Annotated in this window: 11 protein-coding genes; 4 read left to right on the forward strand and 7 right to left on the reverse strand. The window is 73.3% G+C overall.

From position 1 onward, the window contains the following. Nucleotides 1-135: 135 nt before the first annotated feature. Nucleotides 136-1620, forward strand: coding sequence for a glycosyltransferase 87 family protein (locus tag IE274_RS39990; protein ID WP_190114179.1), 1485 nt, complete (start codon nt 136-138; stop codon nt 1618-1620). An 85-nt stretch (nt 1621-1705) separates the two neighbouring features. Here IE274_RS39990 and IE274_RS04005 read toward each other — a convergent pair whose 3' ends face one another. The 5 genes from IE274_RS04005 to IE274_RS04025 all read right to left on the reverse strand — a co-directional run bounded on the left by IE274_RS04005 (nt 1706) and on the right by IE274_RS04025 (nt 9623). Further along, nucleotides 1706-3868, reverse strand: coding sequence for a putative bifunctional diguanylate cyclase/phosphodiesterase (locus IE274_RS04005; protein WP_373305714.1), 2163 nt, complete (start codon nt 3866-3868; stop codon nt 1706-1708). A 1259-nt stretch (nt 3869-5127) separates the two neighbouring features. Further along, the gene (ligA, locus tag IE274_RS04010; protein ID WP_190114180.1) at nt 5128-7311 is read right to left on the reverse strand and encodes an NAD-dependent DNA ligase LigA; all 2184 of its coding nucleotides are present in this window, start codon (nt 7309-7311) and stop codon (nt 5128-5130) included. 41 nt (nt 7312-7352) lie between these two features. Then, a complete protein-coding gene (locus IE274_RS04015; RefSeq protein WP_190114711.1) occupies nt 7353-8351 on the reverse strand; it encodes a methionine synthase in 999 nt (332 codons plus the stop codon). Between the two features lie 17 nt (nt 8352-8368). Next, on the reverse strand, nt 8369-9058 hold the full coding sequence (locus tag IE274_RS04020) for an SDR family oxidoreductase (protein ID WP_190114181.1): 690 nt from the start codon (nt 9056-9058) through the stop codon (nt 8369-8371). Between the two features lie 25 nt (nt 9059-9083). Beyond that, complete coding sequence (locus IE274_RS04025) at nt 9084-9623, reverse strand: LOG family protein (RefSeq protein WP_190114182.1); 540 nt, start codon at nt 9621-9623, stop codon at nt 9084-9086. Nucleotides 9624-9759: 136 nt separating this feature from the next. Between IE274_RS04025 and IE274_RS04030 the strand changes: the two genes are divergently transcribed. Beyond that, the gene (locus tag IE274_RS04030) at nt 9760-10092 is read left to right on the forward strand and encodes a DUF427 domain-containing protein (protein ID WP_229909196.1); all 333 of its coding nucleotides are present in this window, start codon (nt 9760-9762) and stop codon (nt 10090-10092) included. On the opposite strand, the gene IE274_RS04035 is transcribed toward IE274_RS04030, so the two are convergent. After that, nucleotides 10089-11069, reverse strand: coding sequence for a GlxA family transcriptional regulator (locus tag IE274_RS04035; RefSeq protein WP_190114183.1), 981 nt, complete (start codon nt 11067-11069; stop codon nt 10089-10091). The genes IE274_RS04030 and IE274_RS04035 overlap by 4 nt on opposite strands. 94 nt (nt 11070-11163) lie before the next feature. Here IE274_RS04035 and IE274_RS04040 point away from each other — a divergent pair, with 94 nt between their 5' ends. Then, nucleotides 11164-12141: an NADP-dependent oxidoreductase gene (locus tag IE274_RS04040; protein ID WP_198897788.1), complete on the forward strand. Its 978-nt coding sequence runs from the start codon at nt 11164-11166 to the stop codon at nt 12139-12141. Between the two features lie 38 nt (nt 12142-12179). Here IE274_RS04040 and mnmA read toward each other — a convergent pair whose 3' ends face one another. Beyond that, a complete protein-coding gene (gene mnmA / locus IE274_RS04045; RefSeq protein WP_190114184.1) occupies nt 12180-13322 on the reverse strand; it encodes a tRNA 2-thiouridine(34) synthase MnmA in 1143 nt (380 codons plus the stop codon). A 61-nt stretch (nt 13323-13383) separates the two neighbouring features. Between mnmA and IE274_RS04050 the strand changes: the two genes are divergently transcribed. After that, entirely contained in the window at nt 13384-14097 is a 714-nt protein-coding gene (locus tag IE274_RS04050; protein WP_190114185.1) for an N-acetylmuramoyl-L-alanine amidase, read from the forward strand. Nucleotides 14098-14153 lie beyond the last annotated feature (56 nt).

The raw sequence follows: 14153 nt of genomic DNA on the forward strand, positions 1-14153 counted from the left end.
GGCCCCTCGCGAGCGCTGCCGCCACCGGCCGCGACCGCCCCCGTTGCGCCACCCGGCGCACTGTTCCGCCGCTCCCCCGGTGAGCCGCCGGTGAGCTGCGCGGACGGGAGGTGGGGCGGGGCCGAGCATGCGGGCATGGGACTGCGTCACGCCCGCACCGGGCTCCGTACCGCCGAGGGCCGTCGGGCCCTGATCCTGGGGGCGCCCGTCGTCGGCGCGCTCCTGTTCGCCGCTTCGCTCATCGCGTGGTGGTACGTCGTGACGGACCCGACGTACGCCGGTGCGCGCAGCCCGGCCGACCTGAGCGTGTACCTGGACGCGGCGGACGCGCCGGACCGGGGCCTGTACGAGGGCAAGTACGGCATCCACGGGCTGCCGTACCTCTACCCGCCCTTCGCCCTGCTGCCGTTCCGGGCCTTCGCGGGTGCGGACCTCGTGGTCGCGGTGCGGGTGCTGGCGGGGGTGTCGATCCTCGCGATGGTGCTGGTCGCGTGGGCGGCGGCGCGGGCGGTGGCCGGGCAGCGGTCGGAGTCAGGGCCGGAGTCGGGGTCGGGGTCGGCGGCGGGCACGGCCGGGCGGCGGCCGGGGGCGGTCACCGCCGGGTTCGCGTTCGCCGTCGCCGGGGTCGCCCTGTGGACCGAGCCGGTGCTGCAGAACCTGGACTTCGGGCAGGTGAACCTCGTCCTCCTCGCCCTGGTGCTCACCGACCTCGCGACGAACGACCGGCGGCCGTGGAAGGGGCTCGGCGTCGGCGTCGCGGCGGGCCTGAAGCTGACGCCCGCGCTGTTCATCGTGTACTTGCTGCTCACCCGGCGGTTCCGGGCGGCCGCGCTGGCGACGGCGGCGTTCGTGGGCACCGTGCTCGGCGGCTGGATCGCGCTGCCGGAGGCGTCGGCGGACTTCTGGGGCGGGGCGCTCGCGGGCAGCCCGGGAGGCAGGGACTATCTGGCGAACCAGTCCCTGAACGGCGTCTTCGTCCGCCTCGGCTTCGGCGGCGACGGGGTCGGCGGGCCGTGGTGGGGCGCGGCGTGCGGGCTGCTCGTGGTGGCCGGGCTCGCGGCGGCGACGGTGGCCTCGCGGCGGGGCCGCGAACTGGTGGCGATCTGCGTCGTCGGCGCGCTGACCCTGGTGTGCTCGCCGCTCTCCTGGACCCACCACTGGGTCTGGATCGTGCCGGCCCTGGTCCTCGCGGGCGACGCGGCGGCCCGCCGGGCCACGGCGAGGGCCTGGCTGTGGGTGACTGGCCTGTTCGCGCTGTTCGCGGCGTGGCCGATCCGCATCGACGGCTTCGGCACCTGGGACCCGACTCGGCCGCTCCTCCCCTACGGCCTCCTCTGGTACACCCCGCACTGGCACCGCGAACAGGACTGGGACCCGTTCCACTTCGTCTCGGGCAACTTCTATGTGTGGCTCGGACTTGGGTACGTGGTGTGGGCGGTTCGGGTGTTCGGGGGGTGGGGACCTGCACGGCGGGCGCGCGAGGTGCGCGGTGCGCGGGAGGTCGGGGGGCCGCTGGGCGCGGGGGCCGAGGTGCCGGGGCCCGGGGTGGAGGCGGGGGCGCCGGGGGGCTCTTCAGGGGTGGAACAGGAGGCCGCGGGGATCGGGCGGCGTCCGGGGTAGTGCGGTGGGGGCGGGGCCGGGGCGCTGAGCAGCCGGCGGGGCCTGGGGCGTTGCGGGCGGACGGGTACCCGGAGGGGCGGTTACGTCACTTGGCCGCGCGGGTGGGGGACGGTGGGGCCGGGTCCGGGGTGTCGGGGGTGGTGGCGGGCGGGGGCGGGTCGACGGCGCGGTGCCAGCCGCGTTCGCCGCGGGTGCGCAGCCAGGCCGTCGTCTCGTTCGGGGGCATCGCGGCGGCGACGAGCCAGCCCTGGACGGCGTCGCAGCCCAGGTCCCGCAGCCGCTCCCAGGTCTCGTCGTCCTCGACGCCCTCGGCGACGACGAGCAGGCCGAGGGAGTGCGCGAGGTCGACGGTGCAGCGCACGATCTCGGCGTCCTCGTTGTCGACGGCGAGCCGGGCCACGAACGACCGGTCGATCTTCAGCTCGCTGACGGGCAGGCGGCGCAGATGGACCAGGGAGGAGTACCCGGTGCCGAAGTCGTCCAGGGACATCTTCACGCCGTGGCCGGTGAGCCCGGCGAGGGTGTCGGCGGCGCGCTGCGGGTCCTCCAGGAGCACGTGTTCCGTTATTTCGAGCTGGAGGGCACCGGCGGGCACCCCGTGCCGGGCAAGGCGCGCCGCGACGGCACCCGCGAAACCGGGGGTGTGCACGTCGCGCGGCGACACGTTCACCGCGACCGGGACCTTCAGGCCCTGCGCACGCCACCGCGCCACCTGGGCGAGGGCGGACTCCAGGACGTACTCCGTGAGGTGCGGCATGAGCCCGGACGACTCGGCGATGGCGATGAACTCGTCCGGCGGCACCTTGCCCCGCTCCGGGTGCACCCACCGCACCAGCGCTTCCAGCCCGGCGACCTGCCCGTCGAAGCGGACCTTCGGCTGGTAGTGCAGCTCCACGTCGCCCGCGTCCAGGGCGCGGCGCAGATCGCCGAGGAGGCCGAGCCGGTCGGGGGTGTTGGAGTCCCGCTTGGACTCGTACACCTCCACGCCGGTGCGGTCCCGCTTGGCCTGGTACATCGCCACGTCCGCGCGCCGAAGGAGCCCCTCGGCGTCGAGCGCGTGGTCGGGGAAGACGGCGAGCCCGGCGCTGGCCTCCAGGACGAGGCTGAGTCCGTCCAGGTCGAGGGGCGAGCCGAGGGCGGCGACCAGGGATCGGGCGACGCGCGTGGCCGACGTGGTGGAGTCGGCGACCGGGAGCAGCACGGCGAACTCGTCGCCGCCGAGCCGGGCCGCCTCCGCGCCGCGCGGCAGCGCGAGCCGCAGCCGGTCGGCGATCTGCAGCAGCAGCCGGTCACCGGCGAGGTGGCCGAGGGTGTCGTTGACCGAGCGGAAGCGGTCCATGTCGATCAGCATCAGGGCGGAGCGCGCACCGATGCGCTCCGCGTCGTCGAGGGCCGTCCAGGTCCGCTCCAGGAGCCACTGCCGGTTGGGCAGTCCGGTCAGCGGGTCGCGGAGCTGCTCCTCGGCTCTGGCCCGCGCGATCCACAGCGTGGAGTCCAGGGCGACGAGCGGGATCGTGAACAGGGGCAGGAGCAGCGGCAGGGACATCGCGACGACGCAGATCAGCGGCGCGATGCCGAGCAGGGCCACGCCGAGCAGTCCCTGCCTGACCAGCGCGGTGCGGGTGACCGTGGGCAGCGCGCCGGTGCGCGGGGCGTGCACGTACCAGAGCAGGACGCGCGTGACGGCGAGGTAGGCGACGGCGACGAGGGCGACCTCGGGTGCCGTGTAGAGGTCCCAACTCTCGGGGTTCCAGGGGGCGTCGGCTGCCGGTGCGGTGCCGAACGCCGCGAGGGTGAGGGCACCCGCGCCGATGCCGAGGATGTCGACGGCGCCGTGCAGCACGCCCTGGCGCCAGCGGTGGCGGCGGGCGACGCCGACGAGGACGACGACGGTGAGGCTGACCATGCCCGCGGGCATCCAGCCGTACAGCAGCAGCACGGCGACGGTCAGCGCGCCGCCGGAGCCCGTGCCGCCCCACCAGCGGTCGCGGCCGAGCGCGACGAGGTGGCCGACGATGAGTCCGGTGAGGACGGCGAGGGACCAGCCGACCGTGCCGGACGGGAAGAGCGGGTGGCCGCCGGTGAACGCGTGGAAGAAGCCCGTGCCGAGGACGACGGCGGCCGCCGCGACGACGGCCGCGGGCAGCAGCTGCCAACTCCCGCGCCCCTCGGCCTCGTCCGCGCCCCCGTCGGCCCCGTCGAGACCGCCCTGGCCCCGCAGGTCCGTCCCGCGCCCGCCGTGCCACAGCCCGCGCCGCGCACCGCCGCCCGCGGCTCCGCGGGCGGCCGAGGCATCCCCGCCGACGGCACCACCGCCGCCGATCCTGCCGATCCCGACACCGCCCGTACTGACACCGCCGATCGCGGCACCATCCCCGATACGGCCGATCCCGACCCCACCGGTCCCGACACCGCCGATCCCGACCCCACCGGTCCCGACACCGCCGGTCCCGACCCCGGCCGCCCCGCTGCCGCCGATACCGCTGCCGCCACCGGCACCACCGCCTCCGGTCGCCGCACCCCGGCCGCTCCCGACGTCACCGCCACCCGCGGAGCCCCCGGAACCGCCCACAGCGGCCCGGACACCCGCGGGGCCGGGCCCCGCGCCTTCTCCGAATCCCGCGCCGAACCCAGCGCCTCCCGCCGCCCGTACGGCCAGGCCCTCGCCACCGGCGGCCGACACCGCCCCGGCGGCCGTCACCGCACCGCGCACCGCCGCCGCGCCCACCGCGGCGCTCTCGGCGAATCCGCTACCGGACGCCGCGTCAACTCCCGCCGCCCGCACGGCGGGTGACGCTCCGTCCGCCACGGTGTCCGTCTCGTCCCTGCCGGGCCGGGGCGCACCGTGGCCACCCGCACCCCGCCGTTCACCTTCGGCACTCGCCGTCACGCCAGCCTCCGCCGGGACCGCAGTTCCGTGACCGCCGGTTCCCCGCACAGGCGCCCGTCGTCCGCCCGGCTCCGGTCCCTCACCAACTGGCTTACCCCGTATGCCCGTTACTTCCTCCTGCACGGCCGCATCGGGGCCGGAAACGGCCGCCCGGCCCAGGATCTCGTCCGCGTCCACGCCGCCCGAGGTCCAGGCGCGCTCGCGGGGACGGAAGCCGGGCGTCCCGTCGACCCGCGCGGCCGAGGCGTCATTCGGGTCGCGCACCGTGTCGCGCGCACGCCCGCGCCGGGCGCCGAGCGCGCGCCGCAGGCGCGACCGCAGCCATGAGTCCGGGGCGACGCTCTCGGTCGGTTCCATTCCCGTCCCTCTCACAGCCGGCGGTGCCCACGCCACGCGGAGCCACGCGGACTTGAAGATCCCTGGACAGCCGCGTCCGAAAACCCTGCCCCGGCTCTCGGCGAGCAGGGGAGACCCCATCCGCAGCGGGGCACGGCAGGCGCACACCTCAACAGTAGGCCGCAGAAGGCTTCCACGGGCAGCGGTCGTCTACGGTTGCCCGAATGCGACCCGGCCACCCGTATGCATCTGATATGCGCTGAACGGGTGGCCTTCAACCGCTATTCTTCGGCCGGAAGTGCGGCTTCCCGAGCGGCGTCCGCCCCTTGTTCCAGCAGGACGGCGAAGCCGTCCTCATTGAGAACCGGAACCTTCAGTTGCATGGCCTTGTCGTACTTGGAACCGGGGTTGTCCCCCACTACGACGAATCCCGTCTTCTTTGAAACGGAACCGGTGACTTTCGCCCCGCGGCTCTGCAGCGCCTCTTTCGCGCCATCCCGGGTGTGGTGCTCCAGTGTGCCCGTGACGACGACGGTGAGTCCTTCCAGGGGACGCGGCCCTTCGTCCTCTCCCGCGCCCTCTTCCTCCATCCGGACTCCGGCGGCGCGCCACTTGCGCAGGATCTCCCGGTGCCAGTCCTCGGCGAACCACTGCTTGAGGGACTCCGCGATGGTCTTGCCGACGCCCTCGACGGCCTCGAGCTCCTCCACCGAGGCCTGCTCGATGCGGTCGATGGAGCGGAACTCGCGGGCCAGCGCCTCGGCGGCGACCGGGCCGACATGGCGAATGGACAGGCCGGTGAGGATGCGGGCGAGCGGGCGCTCCTTGGCGGCGGCGATGTTCTCCAGCATGGCGAGCGTGTTCTTCTTCGGCTCGCCCTCCTGGTTGGCGAAGAAGGTCACGACCTTTTCCTCGCCGGTCTTCGGATCCCGCTTGGGCAGGCCCGTGTCCTGGTCGAGGACGTACGACTTGATGGGGAGCAGTTCCTCGACCTTCAGGTCGAAGATGTCGCCCTCGTCGAGGATCGGGGGTTCGGCGGGCTCCAGCGGCTTTGTCAGCGCGGCCGCGGCCACGTACCCGAAGTTCTCGATGTCGAGGCATTTGCGGCCCGCGAGATAGAACAGGCGCTCGCGCAACTGGGCGGGGCACGTCTGTCCGTTCGGGCAGCGGAGGTCGATGTCACCCTCTTTCATGGGCCGCAGCGCGGTGCCGCACTCGGGGCACTCGGCGGGCATCACGAACGCGCGCTCGCTGCCGTCGCGCAGGTCGACGACCGGGCCGAGGATCTCCGGGATGACGTCGCCGGCCTTGCGCAGCACCACCGTGTCGCCGATGAAGACGCCCTTGGCCTTGACCACGTCCTGGTTGTGCAGCGTGGCGAACTCGACCTCGGAGCCCGCGACCGTGACGGGCTCCACCACGGCGTACGGCGTGACGCGGCCGGTGCGGCCGACGCCGACTCTGATGTCGACGAGCTTGGTGTTGACCTCCTCGGGCGCGTACTTCCAGGCGATAGCCCAGCGCGGGGCGCGGGAGGTGGAGCCGAGGCGGCCCTGGAGGGGGATCTCGTCGAGCTTGACGACGACGCCGTCGATCTCGTGCTCCACGGAGTGGCGGTTCTCCCCGAAGTACGTGATGAACTCGCGGACGCCGTCGAGGCCGTCGACCACCTTGTTGTGCTTGGCGGTGGGCAGGCCCCACTCGCGCAGCAGGTCGTACGCGTGCGAGAGGCAGTCGATGTCGAAGCCCTCACGGGCGCCGATGCCGTGCACCACCATGTGCAGCGGGCGGGTGGCCGTGACCCGCGGGTCCTTCTGGCGCAGCGAACCCGCCGCCGCGTTGCGCGGGTTGGCGAAGGGCTTGTCCCCGGCCTCCACCAGGCGGGCGTTCAGCTCCTCGAACTTCTCCATCGGGAAGAAGACCTCGCCGCGGATCTCGACGAGGGCCGGGACGCGGTCGCCCTGGAGGCGCTCGGGGATGTCCGTGATGGTGCGGACGTTGGGCGTGATGTCCTCGCCGGTGCGGCCGTCGCCGCGGGTGGCGGCGCGGGTCAGCCTGCCGTTCTCGTACGTCAGGTTGACCGCGAGGCCGTCGATCTTCAGCTCGCACAGGAAGTGGTGGTCGCCGGTGCCGACTTCCTTGGCGACGCGGTCGGCCCAGGCGGCCAGCTCCTCGTCGTCGAAGGCGTTGTCGAGGGACAGCATCCGCTCGCGGTGCTCGACGGAGGCGAAGTCGGTCTCGTAGGAACCGGCGACCTTCTGGGTCGGCGAGTCCGGTGTGCGCAGCTCCGAATACCGCTCCTCCAGGGCCTCCAGCGAGCGCAGCAGCTTGTCGAACTCGGCGTCGCTGACGACGGGCTGGTCCTTCACGTAGTACCGGAAGCGGTGCTCCTCGATCTGTTCGGCGAGCTGGGCATGCTCGTCGCGTGCCTCGGCCGGCACCGTGCCTTCCTGTTCGACAGCCACCGTCTCGTCCTCCCGTTACCTTCAGACCCAGTTGCTCAGCGTTACTCAGGAGAGTCCGCGAGTGATCTCGCCGCCCGGGCGCAGTGCGCGAGCGCCGCACGGGCATATGCGGGCGAAGCACCCGCGAGACCGCACGACGGCGTCACCGTGACCGACTCCGCGAGTGACCCCGGATTCAGCCCCAGCCTGCGCCACAGCGTCCTGACACCCATGACGCTACCGGCAGGGTCTGACAATGAGCCGTCCGCGCCCGGTACGACACCGGCGAACAGCTTCGTGCCGGCCTCGACGGCCTCGCCGAGCACCTCGTCATCACGCTCGGTGAGCAGCGAGAAGTCGAACGACACAGCGTCCGCGCCCGCCCTGCGCAGCAGCGCGAAGGGTACGTCGGGCGCGCAGGAGTGGACGAGCGCGGGGCCGTCGTGGACGGCCAGGACGTCGCGCAGCGCGCTCTCGACGAGCTGGCGGTCCACGGCGCGGTGGGTGCGGTACTGGCTCGCGGTCTTGATCTGCCCGCGCAGTACGGCGGTGAGCGACGGCTCGTCGAGCTGGAGGACGAGGTGTGCGCCCGGCACCCGCCGCTTGACCTCGGCGAGGTGGGTGCGCAGCCCCTCCGTGAGCGATCCGGCCAGGTCCCGGCAGGCGCCGGGGTCGGAGAGCGCGGCCTCGCCGTTGCGCAGTTCCAGGGCGGCCGCGAGCGTCCAGGGGCCGACGGCCTGGACCTTCAGCGGGCCCTGGTAGCCCTGCGTGAACTCCTCCAGGGCGTCCAGGTCCTCGCCGAGCCAGGACGCCGCGCGGCGCGTGTCGCGTCCCGGCCGGTCGCCGAGGCGCCAGCCGCTGGGCTCCACGCGCGCGTACAGCTCGACGAGCAGCCCGGCCGTGCGGCCGATCATGTCGGCGCCGGGTCCGCGCGCGGGCAGCTCGGCCAGGTACGGCATGCCCTGCTCGGCGCCGTCGAAGGTGCCCGTGACGGTCTTCGCGGTCTCGCGCGCGTCGCCGCCGGGCATGGATCCGACGCCGGTGGCGCCGCCCCACCGCATGGTGCTCACCGGGTCGCTCACCGTCCGGGCCGCACCGTCAGGTCGTTGACCTCGGCGTCGCGCGGCAGGTCCAGGGCCATCACGATCGTCGTGGCGACCGACTCGGGGTCGATCCACTGCCCGGCGTCGTACTCCTTGCCCTCCTGCTGGTGCACCTTGGCCTGCATGGGGCTCGCCGTGCGCCCCGGGTACACGGAGGTGACGCGCACGCCGTTGCCGTGCTCCTCGTTGCGCAGGGAGTCCGCGAGGGCCTTCAGGCCGTGCTTGGAGGCGGCGTACGCGGACCACTCGGCGCTCGCGCGCAGGCCCGCGCCGGAGTTCACGAAGATCACGTGGCCCTGGGTGACGCGGAGTTGGGGCAGGAAGTGCCGGGTCAGCTCGGCGGGCGCGATCAGGTTGACGTTCAGCTGGTGGCGCCAGGACTTGGGGGTGAGGTCGCCGACGGGGCCGAGGTCGACGACACCCGCGATGTGCAGCAGCGAGTCCACCCGGTCCGGGAGGCTCTGGTGGGAGAAGGCCCAGGAGAGCTTGTCGGGGTCCGCGAGGTCGCCGACCAGGGTGCTCGCGCCCGGGAACTCGGCGGCGAGCTCCTTGGCGCGGCCCGCGTCGCGCGCGTGCAGCACGAGGGTGTCCCCGCGCGCGTGGAGGCGGCGGGCGACGGCCGCGCCGATGCCGGAGCCCGCCCCGGTGATCACATGAGTTGCCATGTGCCCATCGTCGCATTGCGGCCGGTCAGCGCGTGCCCATGGCCTCCTCCAGGTAGGCGAGGGCACCCACCGGCTCCTCCGCGAAGAAGACCAGGTCGGTCAGCGGCACCGGCAGGAAGCCCTCGGCCTCCATGCGGCGGAACTGCTCCTTCAACCCGTCGTAGAACCCGCCGGAGTTGAGCAGCACCACCGGCTTGGTGGTCCTGCCGTGCTTCTTCAGCTCCAGGATCTCGGTGGCCTCGTCGAGCGTGCCCGTGCCGCCGACCATGATCACGACGGCGTCGGCCTTCTCCACGAGCAGCGCCTTGCGCTCCGCAAGGTCCTTGGCGATCACCATGTCGTCCACGCCCGGCCGGGCCTTGGCGGCGAGGAAGTCGACCGAGACGCCCATGAGGCGCCCGCCGGCCTCCTGCACGCCGTCCGCGACGACCTTCATCAGGCCCACGTCCGAACCGCCCCACACCAGCGTGTGGCCGCCCTTGCCGAGCAACTCGGCGAATTCGCGGGCGGGGCGGGTGTAGGTCTCGGGCAGGTCGGCGGCGGAGAGGAAGACGCAGATGTTCATGCCGTCCACGGTACGTTCCGGCTCCGGCGGTCCGGCAGCACCCCGGAACCGGGAGGATCAGCACCCCGGAACCGGGAAGAACGGCCCCCGTGGACGCGCTGAACCGGGAACACGACTCCTACGGAAGGCCACCACCGTGACCCAGGGACACCGCATCACCGTCGAGCAGGGCACCCAGCACGTCCGCGTGGAGCAGGGCGGCCAGGTCGTGGCCGAGAGCAAGCGGCCGCTCCTGCTGCGTGAGACGGGCTTCCCGGTGCGCTACTACCTGCCTCCGGAGGACGTCCGCACCGACCTCCTGGCACCGTCCGACACCCACACGTACTGCCCCTTCAAGGGCACGGCGTCCTACTGGTCGCTGCCGGACACTCCCGACGCCGTGTGGGCGTACCCGGACCCGAAGCCCGAAGTGGCCGAGATCAAGGACCACTTCTGCTTCTACGAGGTGGCGGAGGTGCCCGCCGCCTAGGCCGCGGTGGCCGTGAACGTCCTGCGGTAGGCCGCCGGTGAGACGCCGAGCACGGACCGCATGTGCTGGCGCAGCGAGTTGGCGGTGCCGAAGCCCGCGCGGTGGGCCACCAGGTCGATGGGCAGGTCGCTGGCCTCCAGGAGGTGGCGGGCCAGTTCGAGACGCTGGGCGGTGAGCCAGCGGCCCGGCGTGGTGCCCACCTCGTCGCGGAAGCGGCGCGTGAACGTGCGCAGGCTCATGCGCGCGTGGTCGGCCATCTCCCCCAGCGTCAGGGGCTCCTGGAGCCGCTGCAGCGCCCACGCGCGCGTGTCCGCCGTGGTGGCGAGGGTGGCCGCGGGGACGGGCCGTTCGATGTACTGCGCCTGGCCGCCGTCGCGCCAGGGCGGCACGACGCAGGAGCGCGCGACGTGGTTGGCGACGGCGCTGCCGTGGTCGCGGCGGACGAGGTGCAGGCACAGGTCGACCCCGGCGGCCACACCGGCCGAGGTGAGGATGTCGCCGTCGTCCACGAAGAGCACGTCCTCGTCCACGCGCACGCGCGGGAAGGTGCGCTGGAAGTGCGGGGCGACGTGCCAGTGGGTCGTCGCGGGGCGCCCGTCGAGGAGCCCCGCGGCGGCGAGGACGTAGGAGGCGCTGCAGAACGACACCAGGCGGGCCCCGGTCCTGATCCGGCCGAGCGCGGCGGCGATCGGCTCCGGGAGCAGTTCACCGGTCAGGCCCTTGTCGAGTTCGCTGGTGGGCGGGATCACGACCGTGTCGGCGCTCTCCAGGGCCTCGGGTCCGTACTCGACGGCTACGGAGAAGCCCGCTTCCGTACGTACAGGGCGGCCGTCCACCGTGCAGACCACGATGTCGTACAGCGGCCGTCCCGCCTCGTCCGCCGCCGTGCCGAAGACGCGCGAGGGAATGCCCAGCTCGAAGGGGTACACGCCCTCCAGGGCGAGGACGACGACACGGTGGGTACTGCTGGAGGCCATGGCCAGATTCTGTCACATGATGGCCAAACTGCCAGCACTGCGAGCGGGCCGGCGGGCGCACGCTGGTGGTCGCTCAGCAGAAAGGACCAGATCAATGAGCTCCCGTACGACCGCCACCATGCGTGCCGTCAGCCCGCGCGCGTGGGGCACCCCCGACGTCCTCGTTCCCGTCGAGGTGGACCGCCCCGAGCCCGGGATCACCGAGATCCTGGTCAAGGTGCACGCGGCCGGGGTGAATCCGGTCGACTGGAAGACGCGTGCCGCGGGCGAGTTCGGGGCCTGGGGCGACACCCCGATCCTCGGCTACGACGTGTCCGGCACGGTCGAGGCCGTCGGCCCCGGGGTGACGCTGTTCGCGCCCGGTGACGAGGTGTTCGGCATGCCGCGCTTCCCGGAGCAGGCGGGCGGCTACGCCGAGTACGTCGTCGCCCCGGCCCGGCGCTTCGCCCGCAAGCCCGCGAACATCGGCCACGTCGAGGCGGCCGCACTGCCCCTGGCGGCGCTCACCGCCTGGCAGGCCCTGATCGAGACGGCCGGCCTGCGCGCGGGACAGCGCGTCCTGATCCACGCGGCGGCCGGGGGCGTCGGCCACCTCGCCGTGCAGATCGCCAAGGCACAGGGCGCGTACGTCATCGGAACGGCGCGCGCCGACAAGCACGACTTCCTGCGCTCCCTCGGCGCGGACGAGCTGATCGACTACACGACGACGGACTTCGCCGAGGCGGTCCGCGACGTGGACGTGGTCCTGGACGGCGTCGGCGGCCCGTACGGCGACCGTTCGCTGCCCGTGCTGCGGCGCGGCGGCCACCTGGTGACGCTGCCCGACCCGGGCGGCCTGCCGGACGCCGAGCGGGCGCGGGAGCGCGGCATCCACACGGGCTGGACCATCGTGGAGCCGGACCGGCACGGCATGCTGGAGATCGCCCGGCTGGTCGCGGAGGGACGTCTGCGCGCCGAGGTCGCCGAGACGTTCCCGCTGGCGCGGGCGGCCGAGGCGCACGCCCTGGGCGAACGGTCCCGTACCCAGGGCAAGCTGGTCCTCACGGTGAGCACGAGCCCGTCCGGCGACTGAGGACGAGCCCGTCCGGCGATTGAGGGCGAGCCGGGGCCTCAGGTCAGGGCCGCGACCCGCTCCGTGGCGGCGATCGTCGCCGAGCCCACCACGCGCGAGCCGTCGTACAGGACGATCGCCTGCCCGGGCGCGACGCCGCGCACGGGCTCGGTGAAGCTGACGTGCAGACGGTCGTCGACCAGTTCGGCGGTGACCTCGGTCTCGCCGCCGTGGGCGCGCAGCTGCGCGGTGTAGGTGCCCGCTCCGGAGGGGGCGGCACCGCACCAGCGGGGCTTGACGGCCGTCAGGGCCGTCACGTCCAGGGCGGCGGCCGGGCCGACCGTCACCGTGTTGTCGACCGGGGAGATGTCCAGGACGTAGCGGGGCTTGCCGTCGGGCGCGGGCGTGCCGATGCGCAGGCCCTTGCGCTGGCCGATGGTGAAGCCGAACGCGCCCTCGTGGCTGCCGACGACCTCGCCGGACTCGTCGACGATGTCGCCCTCCGCCTTGCCGAGGCGGGAGGCCAGGAAGCCCTGGGTGTCGCCGTCCGCGATGAAGCAGATGTCGTGGCTGTCGGGCTTCTTGGCGACGGCGAGTCCGCGCCGCTCGGCCTCCGCGCGGATCTCGTCCTTCGTGGTGACCGTGTCGCCGAGCGGGAACATCGCGTGCGCGAGCTGCCGGTCGTCGAGCACCCCGAGGACGTAGGACTGGTCCTTGGCCATGTCCGAGGCGCGGTGCAGTTCGCGCACCCCGTCCGCGCCCGTGATCACCTGGGCGTAGTGGCCGGTGCAGACCGCGTCGAAGCCGAGGGCCAGGGCCTTGTCCAGGAGCGCCGCGAACTTGATCTTCTCGTTGCAGCGCAGGCACGGGTTCGGGGTGCGCCCGGCCTCGTACTCGGCGATGAAGTCCTCGACCACGTCCTCGCGGAAGCGCTCGGCGAGGTCCCACACGTAGAACGGGATGCCGATGACGTCCGCCGCGCGGCGGGCGTCGCGCGAGTCCTCGATGGTGCAGCAGCCGCGCGCGCCCGTACGGAACGACTGCGGGTTCGCCGACAGCGCCAGATGCACACCGGTCACGTCGTGCCCGGCTTCGGCGGCACGGGCGGCGGCGACGGCGGAATCCACCCCGCCGGACATGGCGGCGAGGACACGGAGCGGGCGGCTGGTGCGCGGCGGGGCCGACGGGATCTGCGAAGTCATAGCCCTAACAGGGTACGGGTCCGCGGGAACCCGGCGCCCCTGAGTATGCGTTGGGGATCGCATGGGGGCCGAGAAGACGGAGAGCACCGAGGACGGCGGGAACACCGCGCCACCGCCGGGTCGTGCGGTCAGTCGGCGCGCGCTCCTGCTCGGCGGCACCGCCGCCGTGGGCGTGGGGGTGTACGCGCTCGCCCACGACGAGCTGGGACGGCTGCGGTGGCGGATCCCCGGAGTGGTGAAGAAGCGCAAAGAGGGCGCGGTCGACGCTCGGGGCGTGCAGTGGACAGCGGCGTCCTCCGCGAACTGGCGGCGGGCCGACCGCCCCGACGACTACGAGATCGACCGCGTCGTCATCCACGTCGTGCAGGGCAGCTATCGCACCGCCCTGAAGGTCTTCAAGGACCCCGGCCACGGCGCCGCCGCGCACTACGTGGTCCGTAAGGACGGCCACATCGCCCAGATGATCCGGGAGCTCGACGTGGCGTTCCACGCGGGCAGCAGGGACATGAACGAGCGCAGCGTGGGCATCGAGCACGAGGGTTTCGTGGACAAGAAGGAGTCGTTCACGGACGCGATGTACGAGGCGTCGGCGCGGCTCACCGCGGGGATCTGTGAGCGGTACGACATCCCGGTCGACCGGAAGCACATCATCGGGCACGTGGAGGTCGAAGGGACGGATCACACGGATCCGGGGCCGCACTGGGACTGGGAGCGGTATTTGCGGCTTGTGCGGCGGGAGCGGGATCGGCCCGCCCGCACCAAGGCTCCGGCCTAGCGCCCCCCACCGCGCGGGGGGGCCGGGGTGCCCGGCCGGGAGCTCCCGATCCCGCC

Source organism: Streptomyces flavofungini, from assembly GCF_014650815.1.
Classification (GTDB): Bacteria; Actinomycetota; Actinomycetes; order Streptomycetales; family Streptomycetaceae; genus Streptomyces; species Streptomyces flavofungini.